At 71.0% G+C, this 15,854-nt stretch carries 15 protein-coding genes; 9 read left to right on the forward strand and 6 right to left on the reverse strand.

From position 1 onward, the window contains the following. Positions 1-8: 8 nt before the first annotated feature. Positions 9-419, forward strand: a complete 411-nt coding sequence (locus ACIBI5_RS27425; protein ID WP_397251899.1) for a TIGR03668 family PPOX class F420-dependent oxidoreductase — start codon at positions 9-11, stop codon at positions 417-419. Positions 420-451: 32 nt separating this feature from the next. Here the strand turns inward: ACIBI5_RS27425 and ACIBI5_RS27430 are convergent, their stop codons facing one another. Together ACIBI5_RS27430 and ACIBI5_RS27435 are read right to left on the reverse strand one after the other, a co-directional pair. Beyond that, positions 452-790: a hypothetical protein gene (locus ACIBI5_RS27430; protein ID WP_397251511.1), complete on the reverse strand. Its 339-nt coding sequence runs from the start codon at positions 788-790 to the stop codon at positions 452-454. 72 nt (positions 791-862) lie between these two features. Beyond that, positions 863-1,504 (reverse strand): DsbA family oxidoreductase, encoded by a 642-nt coding sequence (locus ACIBI5_RS27435; RefSeq protein ID WP_397251513.1) that lies wholly within the window; start codon positions 1,502-1,504, stop codon positions 863-865. 63 nt (positions 1,505-1,567) lie between these two features. Between ACIBI5_RS27435 and ACIBI5_RS27440 the strand changes: the two genes are divergently transcribed. The 4 genes from ACIBI5_RS27440 to ACIBI5_RS27455 all read left to right on the forward strand — a co-directional run bounded on the left by ACIBI5_RS27440 (position 1,568) and on the right by ACIBI5_RS27455 (position 6,187). Then, positions 1,568-1,963, forward strand: coding sequence for a winged helix-turn-helix transcriptional regulator (locus ACIBI5_RS27440; protein ID WP_397251515.1), 396 nt, complete (start codon positions 1,568-1,570; stop codon positions 1,961-1,963). Positions 1,964-2,022: 59 nt separating this feature from the next. Next, positions 2,023-2,775: an SDR family oxidoreductase gene (locus ACIBI5_RS27445; protein WP_397251517.1), complete on the forward strand. Its 753-nt coding sequence runs from the start codon at positions 2,023-2,025 to the stop codon at positions 2,773-2,775. A 70-nt stretch (positions 2,776-2,845) separates the two neighbouring features. Beyond that, positions 2,846-5,335, forward strand: a complete 2,490-nt coding sequence (locus ACIBI5_RS27450) for a penicillin acylase family protein (protein ID WP_397251519.1) — start codon at positions 2,846-2,848, stop codon at positions 5,333-5,335. A gap of 63 nt (positions 5,336-5,398) precedes the next feature. Further along, complete coding sequence (locus tag ACIBI5_RS27455; RefSeq protein WP_397251521.1) at positions 5,399-6,187, forward strand: hypothetical protein; 789 nt, start codon at positions 5,399-5,401, stop codon at positions 6,185-6,187. Here the strand turns inward: ACIBI5_RS27455 and ACIBI5_RS27460 are convergent. Both ACIBI5_RS27460 and ACIBI5_RS27465 read right to left on the reverse strand, forming a co-directional pair. Beyond that, positions 6,177-7,115, reverse strand: a complete 939-nt coding sequence (locus ACIBI5_RS27460) for an MBL fold metallo-hydrolase (RefSeq protein WP_397251523.1) — start codon at positions 7,113-7,115, stop codon at positions 6,177-6,179. The genes ACIBI5_RS27455 and ACIBI5_RS27460 overlap by 11 nt on opposite strands. Before the next feature lie 31 nt (positions 7,116-7,146). Then, positions 7,147-7,539 carry a hypothetical protein gene (locus tag ACIBI5_RS27465; protein WP_397251525.1) on the reverse strand — a complete coding sequence of 131 codons (393 nt, stop codon included), beginning with the start codon at positions 7,537-7,539 and terminating at the stop codon, positions 7,147-7,149. Positions 7,540-7,653: 114 nt separating this feature from the next. On the opposite strand from ACIBI5_RS27465, the gene ACIBI5_RS27470 reads away from it, so the two are divergent. Further along, positions 7,654-8,586, forward strand: coding sequence for a hypothetical protein (locus ACIBI5_RS27470; protein WP_397251527.1), 933 nt, complete (start codon positions 7,654-7,656; stop codon positions 8,584-8,586). 54 nt (positions 8,587-8,640) lie between these two features. Here the strand turns inward: ACIBI5_RS27470 and ACIBI5_RS27475 are convergent, their stop codons facing one another. Together ACIBI5_RS27475 and mshB are read right to left on the reverse strand one after the other, a co-directional pair. Further along, the gene (locus ACIBI5_RS27475; protein ID WP_397251529.1) at positions 8,641-9,054 is read right to left on the reverse strand and encodes a DUF6113 family protein; all 414 of its coding nucleotides are present in this window, start codon (positions 9,052-9,054) and stop codon (positions 8,641-8,643) included. An 11-nt stretch (positions 9,055-9,065) separates the two neighbouring features. Further along, positions 9,066-9,959 (reverse strand): N-acetyl-1-D-myo-inositol-2-amino-2-deoxy-alpha-D-glucopyranoside deacetylase, encoded by an 894-nt coding sequence (mshB, locus tag ACIBI5_RS27480; protein ID WP_397251531.1) that lies wholly within the window; start codon positions 9,957-9,959, stop codon positions 9,066-9,068. A gap of 45 nt (positions 9,960-10,004) precedes the next feature. Here mshB and ACIBI5_RS27485 point away from each other — a divergent pair, with 45 nt between their 5' ends. From ACIBI5_RS27485 to ACIBI5_RS27495, 3 genes are all read left to right on the forward strand, one after another. After that, a complete protein-coding gene (locus ACIBI5_RS27485) occupies positions 10,005-12,086 on the forward strand; it encodes a prolyl oligopeptidase family serine peptidase (protein ID WP_397251533.1) in 2,082 nt (693 codons plus the stop codon). A gap of 32 nt (positions 12,087-12,118) precedes the next feature. Continuing rightward, positions 12,119-14,332 carry an ATP-binding cassette domain-containing protein gene (locus ACIBI5_RS27490; protein WP_397251535.1) on the forward strand — a complete coding sequence of 738 codons (2,214 nt, stop codon included), beginning with the start codon at positions 12,119-12,121 and terminating at the stop codon, positions 14,330-14,332. Between the two features lie 83 nt (positions 14,333-14,415). After that, positions 14,416-15,780 (forward strand): alpha/beta fold hydrolase, encoded by a 1,365-nt coding sequence (locus ACIBI5_RS27495; protein ID WP_397251537.1) that lies wholly within the window; start codon positions 14,416-14,418, stop codon positions 15,778-15,780. The last annotated feature ends 74 nt before the right edge of the window (positions 15,781-15,854 follow it).

Raw genomic sequence — 15,854 nt, forward strand, 5'->3', positions numbered from 1 at the left:
TGCCGATACTGGGGAGTATCGACACAGAACGAGCACGGGAGCTGTTCGGCGGGGAGCGGGTGGCGCGCCTCGCCACGACCGGCGCGGACGGGGCGCCGCATCTGGTTCCGGTGACGTTCGCGCTGGACGGCGACCGGGTGGTGATCGCCGTCGACGACAAGCCGAAGCGGACGCGCGAGCTGCGCCGCCTGCGGAACGTCAGGGAGAACCCCCGCGTGGCGCTCCTGGCCGACCACTACGACGACGACTGGACCCGGCTGTGGTGGGTGCGGGCCGACGGGCTGGCGCGAGTCGTGACGGAGTGGCCGACCCGGGGGTTGCGCGACAGGTACGAGCAGTATCGGCGGGTGCCGCCGGGCGGGCCGTACCTCGTGGTGGAGGTGGAACGCTGGACGGGCTGGGCCTACGCGGACGGGTAGCAGGCCGAGGGGCCTGCCACCCGGTCACCGGGTCAGCGGCAGGGGAAGCCGGCGCCCTGCTGGACGCGGATCGTGGCTCCGTCGCGGAAAGCGGCGGGGATCGGGCCGCTGCCCACGCACAGGACGTGCGACCGGGTGCCCTTGCGCAAGGAGACGGCGCAGCCGGGCGCGGGGGTGTTCTGGAAGGTGGCCAGGCCGCTCGCGCCCACGGACTGGGACGGCTGCGCGCAACCGGCATAGGTGAGCATGTGCGACACGCCCGCGTCCGTGGTGAGCACGAGCCGTCCCTGAGTGGCGGCGGAGGCCGGGGCCGTGCCGAGAGCCGCCGCTGCGGCGAACCCGGCCAGCAGCAGCGTGACTGACTTCTTCATGATCGTCCTCTTTCTTCGACGGTAAGGACGGGACACTGCGGCATCACGCTAGGGAGCCGGGCTTTTGTTTGGTTATCGACGCCAGGCGGCGCGGAGCTCCTCGACGAACACCTCGGACGGCTGCGCCCCGGAGACCACGCGGCGGCCGCCGAACACGAAGCCGGGCACCCCGCTCACACCGTGACGCAGGGCTTCGGCCTCGTCCGCCCGTACGGCGTCGCCGTAGTCGCCGCCCTTCAGCACCGCCGCGGCGAACTCCGGATCGAGCCCCGCCTCCCCCGCCAGGCGGACCAGGCTCGCGTGGTCGGCCACGTTGGCCCCTTCGCCGGTGTACGCCCGCATCAGCCGCTCCCGCACCGCGTCCCCGACGCCCCGATCGGCCGCGGCGTGCTGGATCCGGTGCGCGTCGAAGCTGTTGACCGGGTGCGCCAGGTCCAGCCGGTACTCCAGGCCCACCTCGGCGGCCAGCGCGGCCACGCGGGCCATGCCCTGCCTGGCCTGCGGCGCGGGCAGGCCGAGGTCACGCCGCATCCGCTCGGGCAGCGTGAGCGTCGGCTCGGTGGAACCGTGCGGGTCGAGCTCGAAGCTGCGATGGCGCACCTGGACGGCGTCGCGGTGCTCGAAGGCGGCCAGCGCGTGCTCGAAGCGCCGGTGGCCGATGTAGCACCAGGGGCAGACCAGGTCGGACCAGATGTCGACGGTGATGTCAGTCATAGGGCTCACGATAGGAACTGGGCTAACCATTCGTAAGGACGTACCTTGGGGTAAGCTCAGGTCATGGAGGTCGGAAACCTGGAGACGCGCGAGCTGCCCGATCCGCTGAGTGACGCGTTCAACAGCGACTGTCCGGGCCGCGAGGTCTTCACCCACGTCACCAGCCGCTGGGGCATGCTGATCATGGTGGCCCTCCGCGACGGCCCCCTGCGCTTCTACCTGCTGCGCGACCGCATCGGCGGCATCAGCGAGAAGATGCTCTCCCAGAGCCTGCGCGGCCTGGTCCGCGACGGGCTCGTCCATCGCGAGGTCGAGCCGTCGGTGCCGCCCAAGGTCACGTACTCGCTGACGGACCTCGGCACCGGTCTGACCGAGCCGCTGGGATCGCTGCTCGGCTGGATCGCCGAGCACACCCCCGAGGTCATGGCCGCCCAGGAACGGCACGACGCCCGTCGCTAGTCACACTTCTCCGCCGCGCTCCGTCAACGAGGCAGAACCGCGTGACGGAGGAAAATATCATGACCATCCTGCTGACCGGCGGCACCGGAACACTCGGGCGCCTCGTCCTGCCGCTGCTGCGCCGTACCGGGGCTGAGGTGCGGGTGCTGACCCGTCACCCGCGCCCGCCGGAGGACGACGTCGCCTACGTCAAGGGCGACCTCCTCACCGGCGAGGGCGTCGCCGCCGCCGTGGACGGGGCCGACCTCGTCCTGCACCTGGCGGGCGGGGCCAAGGGCGACGACGTGGCCACCCGCGGTCTCACCGGGGCCGCGCGCGCCGCGGGCGCCGGCCACATCGTGTTCATCTCGGTCATCGGGGCCGACCGGGTGCCGCTCGGGTGGTTCAGGAACAAGCTCGCGGCCGAGCGGGCGGTGATGGAGTCGGGGATCCCGTGGACCATCCTGCGCGCCGCCCAGTTCCACGACCTCGCGCTCAAGGTCGCCACGGCGATGGCGAAGATGCCGGTCGTGCCGGTCCCCGGCGGGCTGCGGTTCCAGCCCGTGGACGCGCGGGACGTGGCCGAGCGGCTGGTGGAGCTCGCGCAGGCCGAACCCGCCGGGCTGGTCGCCGACCTCGCGGGGCCGGCGGTCTACGGGATGGGCGACCTGGTACGCGGGTACCTGGCCACGGCCGGGAAGCGGCGGCTCATGCTGCCGGTCCGGATGCCGGGCAAGGCGGGGCGGGCCTACCGGGCAGGGGACAACCTCACGCTCGCCGGGGGCACGACGGGTGGGTGCACGTGGGAGGCGTTTCTGGGAGAGCGGGCCTGAGCCGAGAGAGGACCGTCGCACTGGTTCGCTGGTGTCACACTGGGTGCGGGCTGGTGAGATGGAGGTATTCGTGAGGTTTAGGCCCTATGCCGGGCTGCCGTGGCCGTTGCGCTGGACGGCGCGGATCGTGACCGTCCTCCTGGCGCTGGGCCTGGTCCTGGCCGGAGTCGTCACCGTGATCGTGCGGCAGTCGTTTCCCCAGGTCGAGGGGGAGATCAAGGTCGCCGGGCTGGCCGGGAACGTCGAGGTGCGGCGCGACGCCTACGGGATCCCGCAGATCTACGCCGACACGGCCGAGGACCTGTTCATGGCCCAGGGGTACGTCCACGCCCAGGACCGCTTCTGGGAGATGGACTTCCGCCGGCACCTCACCACCGGGCGCCTGTCGGAGATGTTCGGCGCCGCCACCCTCGACAACGACAAGGCCATCAGGACGATGGGCTGGCGCAGGGTCGCCGAGCAAGAGCTGCCGATGCTCAGCGAGCGCACCCGCCGCTACCTCGACTCCTACGCCAAGGGCGTCAACGCCTGGCTGGCGGCCAACCCGGACGCCTCACGGCGCAGCCTGGAGTACTCCGTCCTGAAGCTCCAGAACTCCGGCTACAAGCCCGAGCCCTGGTCGGCACTCGACTCGGTCGCCTGGCTCAAGGCCATGGCCTGGGACCTGCGCTCCAACATGGAGGACGAGATCGACCGGGCGCTGGCCGCCACCAAGCTGCCCCGCGAGCGGGTCGAGCAGCTCTACCCCGGCTACCCGTACGGCGAGCACCAGCCGATCGTCACCCAGGGCGCGATCTCCGAGGACCGCTTCGACGAGACCGCGCAGCCGCGCACGGACGGCGCCGAGGCGCTGAGCCGGGCCGCCCAGGCCTTCGACGCGGTCCCGAGCTCGATGGGCACGGCCGAGCGCGAGGGCATCGGGTCGAACTCCTGGGTGGTCTCGGGCGAGCACACGAAGTCGGGCAAGCCGCTGCTGGCCAACGACCCGCACCTCTCCCCCGCGATGCCGTCCGTCTGGTACCAGGCCGGCCTGCATTGTCGGCAGAAATCCGAAAAATGCATGTTCGACGTCACCGGCTTCACCTTCTCCGGCGTGCCCGGCGTCATCATCGGGCAGACGGACAAGATCGCCTGGGGTTTCACCAACCTGGGACCCGACGTCGCCGACCTCTTCCTGGAGCAGGTCAAGGACGGCACCTACCTCTACAAGGGCGACTGGGCCAAGCTGGAGACCCGCCAGGAGCAGATCAAGGTGGCCGGGGGCGCCCCGGTGACGATCACGGTCCGGTCGACCCGGCACGGGCCGCTGGTCAACGAGGTCATGGGCAACGTGAAACCCTCCGGCGAGGCCACCGCCGTGGCCCTGCAGTGGACGGCGTTGATGCCGGGCCGTACCGCCGACGCGATCTTCGACCTCAACCAGGCCGCCGACTGGCACGAGTTCCGCGCGGCCGCGGCGCTGTTCGAGGTGCCCGCCCAAAACCTCGTGTACGCCGACACGGACGGCAGGATCGGCTACCAGGCCCCCGGGCGCATCCCGGTCAGGGAGAAGGGCGACGGGACCTGGCCCGTGCCCGGCTGGACCGGCGAGTACGACTGGAAGACCGCCCCCATCCCCTACGACCAGCTCCCGAGCGTCGCCGACCCCACCGAGGGCTACATCGTCACGGCCAACAACGCCGTCATCGACCCCGCCCGCTACAAACCCCTTCTCACCAAGGACTGGGCGTACGGCTACCGCTCCCAGCGCATCGTCGACCTGCTGAAGGCCGAGATCGCGAAGGGCAAACTGGACGCCGCGGCCATGTCCAGGATCCAGCAGGACACCCGCAACGGCTTCGCCGCGACGCTGGTCCCCGCGCTGATGCAGGTGAGCCTGGCCGGTCCCGGCACCGAGGCGCGGCAGCTCCTGAAGGACTGGGACGGCTCCCAGACCCTCGACTCGGCCCCGGCCGCCTACTTCAACGCCGTCTGGCGCCACCTGCTGAAGGGCCTGTTCGACGACGACCTCCCCCAGCAGGCCCGCCCGGCCGGCGGCGACCGCTGGTTCGAGGTCGTGGGCGACCTCCTCCAGGCGCCCGAGGACCCGTTCTGGGACGTGACCACCACCAAGGACCGCACCGAGACCCGCGACGACGTGCTGCGCCAGGCGATGGCCGACGCCTACCAGGAACTGTCCGACCGCTTCGGCGCCGAGGTGAAGCAGTGGCGCTGGGGCGACATGCACACGCTGCGGCTCACCAACGCCACGTTCGGCACCTCGGGCATCGCCCCGATCGAGATGCTGTTCAACCGCGGCCCGATCAGCGTCGCGGGCAGCAAGGACGCGGTCAACGCCACCGGCTGGAACGCCCAGAGCGGCTACGAGATCAACGCCGTCCCCTCGATGCGCATGATCATCGACCTGAGCGACCTGGCCAAGTCGCAGTGGATCAACCTGACCGGCGCCTCCGGCCACGCCTACCACGCCAATTACTGGGACCAGACGGAGCCGTGGGCTCAGGGCAGGCTGCTGCCGATGCTCGGCGCCCGCGTCCACACCCTGCGCCTACATCCCTAGGAGTAGCCGGGAACACGACGCGGCGCCGATGCCCGGCGCCGCCTCCCGCACGACCCTGGAGGCATGAACCGCCTCTGGTACCCGATCGGCTGCCTGCTCGTCGTCGCCGGCCTGTTCCACCTCGGGCTGCTCGTCGTGGACGGCGGCCCCTGGGACGGGCCGGTGGGCTGGCGCAAGCCGTTCACGTTCGGGCTGTCGTTCGGGCTGAGCGTGCTGACGCTGGCCTGGGTGACCGGGCTGGTGCGGTTGCGGGGCCGTACCTGGCTGATGGGGGCCTTCACCGCGGCCTCGGTGGCCGAGGTGTCGCTGATCACGCTGCAGGCGTGGCGCGGCGTGCCGTCGCACTTCAACTTGGAGACGCCGCTCGACGCGCTGATCGCCCGCACGCTGGCGGCCGGCGGCGGGGTCCTCATCGTGAGCGTGGTCGTCATGACCGTGGCCGCGTTCCGCCGCCACGCCGAGGCCCCTCCGGCGATGCTGCTCGCGGTCCGCGCCGGGTTCGTGACGCTGCTGCTCGCGATGGCGTCCGGCGGTGTGATGATCGCCCGCGGGCTGGCCGAGGTGATGAGCGGCGACCCCCGGACCGCCTACCTGCTCGCGGGCTCGCTTAAGCCCGCGCACGCCGTCCTCATGCACGGCATCCTGCTCCTGCCCGCCCTGGCGTGGCTGGTCGCCGACCTCTCCGTGGTACGGCTGGCCGTCTGGATCTACGCGGCCTTCTCCGCCGTCGTCTCCGGCCTGGCCCTGGCCGGCATCACGGTCGCGGGCCCGTCGACCGCCTCGGTGCTGGCGGCCGGAGCGGTCTCCGGCCTCGGCATCGGCGCGCTCGCGCTGGCGAGGATCAGGGCATGAACGTCCGCGACTCTCCCACGGCCAGGTCCCAGAGGCTCTCGCGCGGCAGCCCCAGCGCGCTCCACGCGGCCCGGGTGCTGACGATCGGAGCCAGCAATTCCTCCCCCGACAGCAGAAACGTCCCCCAGTGCATGGTCGCCATCCGGCTCGCCCCGACGTCCAGAAACCCCTGGACGGCCTCGGCCGGGTTGACGTGGGAGGTCTTCAGGAACCAGTTGGGCTCGTAGGCGCCGACCGGCATCAGCGCCAGGTCCAGCCCCGGGTAGCGCTCGCCGATCTGCGTCAGCCGTTCCCCATAGGCGGTGTCACCGGCGAAGTACACCGACTCGCCGATCACCCAGCCGCCCCACAACGTCTTGCAGGTGTCCCAGATGGTCCTTCGGCTCCAGTGGTGGGCGGGCACGAAGTCGAAGCGCACGTCGCCGATCTTCGTGGAGTCCCACCAGTCCAGCTCGTGGACCTGCCTGAACCCCCGCCGGGTGAACCACGGCCCGAGCCGGGCGGGCACGAGCATGGGCGTGTGGCGGGGAAGCCGGCGGATGGTGGGCGCGTCGAGGTGGTCGTAGTGGTTGTGGCTGATCACCACGGCGTCGATCGTGGGCAGGTCGCTCCAGGCCACACCGGGGGGCGTGAGCCGCTGCCGGGTTCCCGGGATGCGGCGCGACCACACGGGATCGGTCAGCACCGTGAGGCCGCCGACCCGCACCACGAACGTGGAGTGGCCGACCCACGTCACGGCCGTCTGGCCGGTCTCGACCCGTGGCAGGCCGCCGCCGCGCAGCACGGGGATCTGGTCGGCGTCCCCGATGTCGGGACGGAAGCCGCCGTGCCAGGCGGCGCTCAGCAACTCGCGGAAGTCGGGGAGGGGGGCGGTGAGACGGTCACGGAAGTCCTCCGGCCATTGCGGCGCGTGAACGGTCTGCGTCATGAATGGTCCCCTGCCCTGAGTAACTGAGCGATCACTCTGAATGATCCCCATGTGGGCGTCTTCTCCACCAGGGGGCTTTCCTGGGGTAGCCGCCGTCATCCAGGTTGGCCAGCCGTTCGAACACGTTGTAGGAGGCCTGGTGTCCGCAAATGAGCAGGGAGGTGAACATGGCGAGCAGGTAGAGCGGGAGCATGGGGAGCCCGGCGCAGCAGGCCCACTGGGTCGCGTGGCGGCCCTCGTGCCGGATGAGGCGTTCGTCGAGGCTTTGGTGCCTGGTCAGGACGACGTTTCCCACGGTGAACGCGCCCGCGACGGGGAAGCGGTAGCGGTAGCCGAAAGCCAGGATCAGCCCGTCGGGCCCGGGTTGCCGCACGGCGCCGCCCACGACGGAGATGAGCAGGCCGAGGGGCGTCGCCAGGTTCACGAGGTTTACCACCCGGCGGATTCGGTAGGGGGTTTTCGGTCGACTCACCCTTGACCAATCTTGACAAGTCGGAATAATGATCCACGTCCTGAAATCTCCCACAAGAGCAGGATCATGCGATTCACCATCTTGACCGCGGTTGTCGGAACGATGGCACTCGCCACAGTAGGCGGCGTCGCGGTCACCCAGACGTCAGCATCGGACCCCCTACGAGACGCGAGCCACCCCGTCGGCGCCCAGGTCGCCTTAGCGACACCGACCACGAGCCCCACTCCCACCTCCACAGCTGGGGAGTACACCGCCAAGACGAAGGTCGTCAAGAAGAAGGGCGTCTCCTATCTGGACGTCGCCGTCCGCTACGGCGGAGCCGCCCGGTTCACCGTCAAGCAGCGCGTGTGCAAGGCCAAGAAGTGCAGGACGGCGACCGCACAGCTCCCCGTGACGACCGGGGCGGGCAAGACCACCAAGAAGCTCGGCAAGGGCTCCTTCAAGAAGAAGGGCAAGCCCACGGTCAGCCTGAAGACGCTGCCGTGGCCGACGAAGACCGTCACCGCGACGCCGACCGGCGGCGCCACCACGACGGTCACCGCGACGGCCCCCGCCGAGACGGTCACCGTGACCCAGACGGCGACGGAGACCGTGACGGTCACCGAGCAGGCCCCCGCGCCGCCCGCCGAGACGGTGACGGTGACGTTCACCTGCCAGCCCGCGCCGCCGGAGCCCACGGTCACACCCACGGCGACGGACCCGGGCACCCCGACGCCCACGGGCACGCCCACGGTCACTGACACGCCATCGCCGCCGGCCGCCGGCACTCCGACCCCGACGCCCACCCCCACCGTGACGCCGACCGTGACCGACCCCGGCACGCCCACGCCCACCGGCACGGGCACGCCTACGGCCACGGACCCCGGAACCCCGACACCGACCGACACCGGCGTACCGACCTGCCCCGCGCCGACCGAGCCCACCCCGACGGACACCGCTCCCCCCGAGGAGACCGAGCCGCCGGAGGACACCCCCGACCCGACCGCTCCCACCCAGTAAGAGCAGCGAGGATCTCGAGGGGGCAGCCGCCCGCAGACCGGCTGCCCCCTCGTTTCACGTCCTCAGGTCGTCGGGTTCTTGGGTTTGCCGGCCGTAGAGGAGCCACGATCCCGAGGCGGGTGAGGAGGGCGCCAGCAGGAAGGCCGCGACCACCGCGACCGCTCCGCCGTACAGGTAGAGATAGCCGGCGAGGTCGCCGGCGATCACGAGGTCGCCCGCCGCCCACTTCAGCGAGAACGCCATCGACACGAGCAGCCAGCCGACGGCGACCAGCCCGGCGCCGAGCTTGGAGCGCATCAAGCGGCCCGCGCCCCAGCAGATGCCGAACAACAGCAGCACCCACACGAGCGCCGCGACCGGGATCTGCCCGAGATACCAGGCATGGGTGAACCCGCCGACCAGGCCCATCGCGAGGCCCAGCACCAGCAACATGCCGTAGGCCGCGCCACCCAGCGCCGACTGCTCCATGGCGAACGAGGTTAGTGGATGCCGGAGAACAGGTCGTTCTCGCGGGTGTACGGCTCGCCGATCCCGCCCGCCTCGACCGGAGCGCCCGGGATCGCCTTGCCCATGGCGCCGCGGTACAGGATGAAGTGCTCCACCCCTGCCGCCCGCTGGCCGATGTTGTTGGACAGCGCGAAGAACGGCGCCTTCACGGTGATCTGGGTGGCGTGGGCGCGCATGGCGTCCAGTTTGTTCACCAGCCAGGGCCGGGCGTCGACCTCGGTGGTGATCTCGTCGTCGGCGCTGCCGAACGGCAGGTCACGGGGGTCCTCGACGAGGAAGCCGGTGCCCGAGTCGGCCAGCGCCTCGGCGTCCCTGAGCATCACCGACCTGGCGGTGGCGGTGAAGTAGAACTTGGCCACCTGCCACGGCTCGCCGTCCCCGGGACGGAACGCCGGGTCGGCGGCCAGGTCGAACGCCCGTACCGAGACGCGGTGGGCCTGGATGTGGTCGGGGTGGCCGTAGTAGCCGTTGGCGTCGTAGGTGACCAGGACCTGCGGGCGTACCTCGCGGATCACCGTGACCAGCCCGGCCGCGGCCTCGTCCACGTCGGCGCCCCAGAAGGCGGACGCGTCGTCGTTGGAGGCGGCGCCCATCATGCCCGAGTCGCGGTAGCCGAGGTAGCGGTGGTCGTCCACGCCCAGCGCGCTGAGCGCCTGGACCAGCTCCTTCGCGCGGTGCTCGCCCAGCTCGGGGTCGCCCTCCAGGTGGGCCAGCTCCGGCGGGATCACCTCGCCCTCCTCGCCCAGCGTGCAGGTCACCAGCGTGACGTGCGCGCCTTCCGCCACGTATCGCGCCATCGTGGCCCCGGTGTTGATCGTCTCGTCGTCCGGGTGCGCGTGCACGAGCAGCAGCCGCCGATCAGTCATGTCCCCGAGCCTAACCAAAGGCACCTTGCTGGCAGGATTGAGGCCATGAGTGAGAGTTACCCGCGCATGTCCGCACGGACCCGACGATTCACCCTTGGAGTGCCGAGGGGCTTCACGATCTCTCCCGACGGTGGGCGGGTGCTCTTCCTGCGTACCCAGTCGGGTGTCGACCCGGTCACGTGCCTGTGGGAGCTCGACACCGAGACCCACGTCGAGCGCCTGGTCGTCGACCCGCGCAAGCTCGCCGACGCTCTCCTCGCCGGCGAGGAGAACCTCCCGCCGGAGGAGAAGGCGCGCCGCGAGCGCAGCCGCGAGCAGGCGGGCGGCGTGGTCGCCTACTCCGCCGACGCCGAGGCCGCGCTGGTCGCGTTCGCGCTGTCCGGCGGCCTTTACCTGACCGACGTGGCCACCGGCCGCACCCGCGGGATCGAGACCGCGGGCGGCGTCATCGACCCCCGCCTGGCCCCTGACGGGCGCAGCGTCGCCTACGTCACCGGCGGCGCGCTCCACGTGCACGACCTGGCCTCAGGCCGCGACCGCGTGCTGGCCGCGCCGGAGTCGGAGACCGTCACCTACGGGCTGGCCGAGTTCATCGCCGCCGAGGAGATGGACAGGATGCGCGGCTACTGGTGGGCTCCCACCGGTGACAAGCTCCTGGTGGAGCGGGCCGACGAGGCGCCGGTGCAGGAGTGGTTCATCGCCGATCCCGCCAACCCCGACCGGCCCGCCGTACCTCAGCGCTATCCCGCCGCCGGCACGCCGAACGCGCGGGTCGAGCTGTTCGTCCTGGGCCTGGACGGCTCGCGCGTGACGGTGCCGTTCGAGGACGAGTACCTGGCCGCCGCCGCCTGGGACTCCCACGCGCTCTCGATCGTGACCATGCCGCGCGACCAGAAGGCGCTGCGGCTGTTCTCCGTCGACCCGCTGACCGGCGCCTCGACGCTCGTGCGCGAGGACACCGACCCGGCGTGGGTGGACGTCTTCGGCGGCGTCCCCGCCCACCTCGACGACGGCTCGCTGGTCTGGATCGCCGCGCTGGACGGCGGCAACCGCCTGTTCGTCGGCGACCGGGCCGTCACCCCGCCCACCCTGCAGGTGCGCGAGGTCCTCGACGTCGACCACGACAGCGTCCTGTTCCGCGCCAGCGGCGGCGACCCCAGCGAGATCCAGCTCTGGACCTGGGACGGCACCTCCCTGCTGCCCGTCTCCACCCGCTCCGGCGTCTTCTCCGGCCGCATGTCCGGCGGCGTGGGCGTGCTGAGCGAGCAGACCCTCGACAGCGAGGGCGTCTCCACCACCGTCGTCAGGCGCGACGGCATGGCGATCCCCGTCGCGTCACTGGCCGAGCGCCCCGGCCTCGACCTGCGCGTCTCACTCGGCCGCTCCGGCCGGCGCGAGCTGTCCACCGCGGTGGTGCTGCCCTCGTGGTACGAGTCCGGCTCCGGCAAGCTGCCCGTCCTCATGGATCCGTACGGCGGGCCGCACGCGCAGCGGGTGCTGTCGAGCCACAACGCCTACCTGGGCAGCCAGTGGTTCGCCGAGCAGGGCTTCGCGGTCGTCGTGGCCGACGGCCGCGGCACTCCCGGCCGCGGCCCCGCCTTCGAGCGGGCCGTGCTCGACGACCTGGCGGGGCCGGTGCTGGAGGACCAGATCGACGCCCTGCAGGGCGTGGCCGAGCAGTACTCGGGCGACCTCGACCTGACCAAGGTGGCGATCAGGGGCTGGTCGTTCGGCGGCTACCTGGCGGCGCTGGCCGTGCTGCGCCGTCCCGACGTCTTCCACGCGGCGGTCGCCGGGGCCCCGGTGACCGACTGGCGGCTCTACGACACCTGCTACACCGAGCGCTACCTCGGCCACCCGGACGAGCGACCGCAGGTCTACGACCAGTCCTCGCTGTTCGGCGACGCCGCCAAGCTGGAGCGCCCGCTGCTGCTGATCCACGGTCTGGCCGACGACAACGTGGTGGCGGCGCACACGCTCCGGCTGTCGTCCGCCCTGCTGGCCGCCGGCCGCCAGCACAGCGTGCTGCCGCTGTCGGGCGTCACGCACATGACCCCGCAGGAGGTCGTGGCGGAGAACCTCCTGCTGCTCCAGGTGGACTTCCTCAAGCGGGCGCTGGAGGTCTGAAACCTGTCGGTGCCGGTGGCTAGGCTGCGCCGGTGCACGAAAACATCACGATTGTCGGGGCCAGGGAGCACAACCTCAAGGATGTCTCCCTGGAGATCCCCAAGAACAAGATCACCGTGTTCACCGGTGTATCCGGCTCCGGAAAGTCGTCGATCGTCTTCGACACCGTCGCGGTCGAGGCGCAGCGGCAGCTCTACGGGACCTTCAGCTGGTTCATCCGCAACCAGCTGCCCAAGTACGAGCGGCCGCACGCCGACGCCATCAGCGGGCTGACCACGCCCGTCATCGTCGACCAGAAGCCGGTCAGCGGCAACGCCCGCTCCACCGTCGGCACCATGACCGACATCATGCCGATGATCCGCGGCCTGTTCTCACGCGAGAGCGGGCTGCCGGTCAACCTCTTCTCCTTCAACGACCCCAAGGGCATGTGCCCGGAGTGCGATGGCATCGGCCGTTCGGTGCAGCCGATCCTGGAGATGATGGTCGACCGCGAGAAGTCGCTCAACGAGGGCGCGATCCTGCTGCCGGGTTACAAGGTCGGCAGCGCCTCCTGGCAGGTCTACGCCAAGCACGAGCCGCTCGACCCGGACAAGCCGGTCAAGGACTACTCGCCGGAGGAGGAGCACGCGTTCCTGCACGGCTCCGGCAAGGTCTCGGTCGGCGGCATGTTCAACATGACCTACGAGGGGCTGCTCGACAACTTCGTGCGTACGAGGCTCAAGCGTGAGACCAGCGAGAAGACGCGCGAGCAGATCAAGCCGTTCATCACCGAGGGCGTCTGCACGCTCTGCCACGGCGCCAGGCTCAGCCCCGAGGCGCTGGCCCCGCGCGTCAACGGCAGAAACATCGCCGACTACGCGGCCATGCAGATCACCGACCTGATCGAGGAGCTGGCCGGGCTGGGCACCCCGCTGGCCGACGGGGCGCGGGTCGCGCTGGAGCGCGTGGCCGGCATCGGGCTCGGCTACCTCAGCCTCGACCGGGCCACGGCCACGCTGTCGGGCGGCGAGGGCCAGCGGCTCAAGCTGGTCAAGCACCTCGGCAGCACGCTGATCGGCGTCACCTACATCTTCGACGAGCCGAGCACCGGACTGCACCCGCGCGACGTCGGCCGGCTCAACACGCTGCTCGCCGCGCTGCGCGACCAGGGCAACACCGTGCTGGTGGTCGAGCACGACCCCGACGTGATCGCGGTGGCCGACCACGTGGTCGACGTCGGTCCCGGCGCCGGCGCCCACGGCGGCACGATCGTCTTCGAGGGCACCGTCGAGGAGCTGCGCAGGGCCGACACCCGCACCGGCGCGGGACTGCGCGCCACGGGCACGCTCAAGACGGAGGTCAGGACCCCCGACGGCAAGCTGCCGATCGAGGGCGCCGACCTGCACAACCTCAAGAACGTCTCGGTCAGCGTGCCGACCGGGGTGCTCACGGCGGTCACCGGCGTGGCGGGATCGGGCAAGTCCAGCCTGATCGCCGACGTGTTCATGACCACCTATCCCGAGTCGGTCTTCGTCGACCAGTCGGCGATCGGCGCCTCCACCCGCTCCACCCCGTCCACCTACATCGGCGTCATGGACACGATCCGCTCGCTGTTCGCCAAGGCCAACGGCGTCGCGCCGGGCCTGTTCAGCTTCAACTCCGACGGCGCCTGCGAGGGCTGCCAGGGCAAGGGCGTCATCATCACCGAGGTCGCCTACATGGACCCGGTCACCACCCACTGCGACACCTGCGACGGCCGCCGGTTCAAGGAGTCGGTGCTGGCGCACGAGCTGCGGGGCAAGTCCATCGCGGACGTGCTGGAGATGGCGGCGGAGGAGGCGGTGGAGTTCTTCACCGAGAAGGCGGTGCGGCCCAAGCTGCAGGGGCTGATCGACGTCGGCCTGGAGTACCTGTCGCTCGGCCAGTCGCTGAGCAGCCTGTCCGGCGGCGAACGGCAGCGCATCAAGCTGGCCACGCAGCTCCAGCGCACCGGCGGCGTGTACGTGCTCGACGAGCCGACCACCGGCCTGCACATGTCCGACGTCGGCACGCTGCTGGCGCTGATGAACCGGCTGGTCGACCAGGGCAACACGGTCGTGGTCATCGAGCACAACCTCGACGTGATCATGCACGCCGACTGGATCATCGACCTGGGGCCCGACGGGGGCAAGGACGGCGGCGAGATCGTCTTCGAGGGCACCCCCGCCGAGCTGCTCGGCTTCGCCGGTTCGCTGACCGGAGAGGCGCTGCGCCGTACCGTGGGCTGACATACCTGGGTAGGACCACGGCCTGCCAACACCAGACCGTGGTCCGACGCGCCATCCGCCCCTCCCCCACGATCCTTTACGCCATGTGGACATCCCTCGCCCTCACACTGGCGCTGACGGTCACCCCCACGCCCGCCGACGACCTCACCTGGAGCCCCTGCCCCGGCGACAAGGCCGGCATGGAGTGCGCCGACCTCAAGGTGCCGGTCGACTGGAGCAAACCCGCCGGGCGCACCATCACCCTGAAGCTGGGCCGCCTCAAGTCGACCGGCAGGGCCGAGGGCTCAGCCCTGATCGCGTACGGCGGGCCGGGCGGCCCCGGCATCGCCCTGACCCAGCAGACCGCCGCCACCTGGGCGAACCTGCGCAAGCGCATGCACATCGTCACCTGGGACACCCGCGGCTACGGCGAGCAGTTCCGCGGCCTCAGCACCGGCCTGCCCTGCACGTGGACCAGGATCCCGATCGCCGCCTTCCCCGAGGACGACGCGGAGTTCGGCCGCCTGCACGACACCAACCGGGGCTACGCCGAGCCGTGCCGTGGCAAGGACCCCGAGCTGTTCGCCAACATGAGCTCGGCCGACCAGGCCCGCGACATGGAGGCCATCAGGAAGGCCCTGGGCGAGGGCCGCCTCAACTACTACGGCGCCTCCTACGCGGGCTTCTACGGCCAGGACTACGCCAGGCTGTTCCCCGACAAGGTCAGGACCATCGCCCTCGACGGCACCTGGAACCACAGCGCCGCCGACTGGCCGGCCGAGCTGGACGCGATGGCCAGAACCAACGAGACCTTCGCGGGCCGCTACTTCACCTGGAAGGGCGCGGGCTCCGCCCGCCAATGGCGCAGCTTGGTGGCGGCGGCCAACCGCCAGCCGATCCCGGCCAAGAAGGCGCCCGGCGTCGCCTACAACGGCACCGACCTTCAGGACCTGATGCTGGGCATGGTCCGTGCGGGCGGTCCCGGCGCCTTCCCCGCCGTGTCGGCCGCCATCACATCCGCGGTGGCGGGCGACGCCTCCGGCTTCCTCCCCGAGCGCGGCCTGCGCTACCCCGACCAGTCCACCGGCGTCACCGAGTGCACGGACTGGCCCCGCTTCGCCAACCGGACCGAGATGGAGGCGGGCCTGCGCCGGTTGCACAAGGTGGCACCGAACACCGGCACCGCGGGCACCCTGGCCAGCGGGACACTGGGCTGCGTGGGCTGGCCGACCGGCGTGACCAATCCCCCCAAGCCACTGCCCAAGGGCCTGCCGCCGTTGCTGGGGAGCGGGGCGTGGGGCGAGTCGGACGCGGTGAAGCGAGTGGTGGACCAGGTGCCGGGGAGCGCGGTGGTACGCCACGAGGGCCCCGGGCACACGCTGTACATGTCCAACACCTGCGCCCGCGACCACATCGACCACTACCTCACCCATGCCAAACTCCCCACCCAGCCAGACACCAAGTGCTAATCCCCGACCTCACTGCGCCGGCTCACCGGGAGCTCACCCCACTCAACCCCCGAACCCACAAGGGACCGACCCCC

It is taken from the genome of Nonomuraea sp. NPDC050540 (assembly GCF_044457485.1).
In the GTDB taxonomy this organism is placed as follows: Bacteria; Actinomycetota; Actinomycetes; order Streptosporangiales; family Streptosporangiaceae; genus Nonomuraea.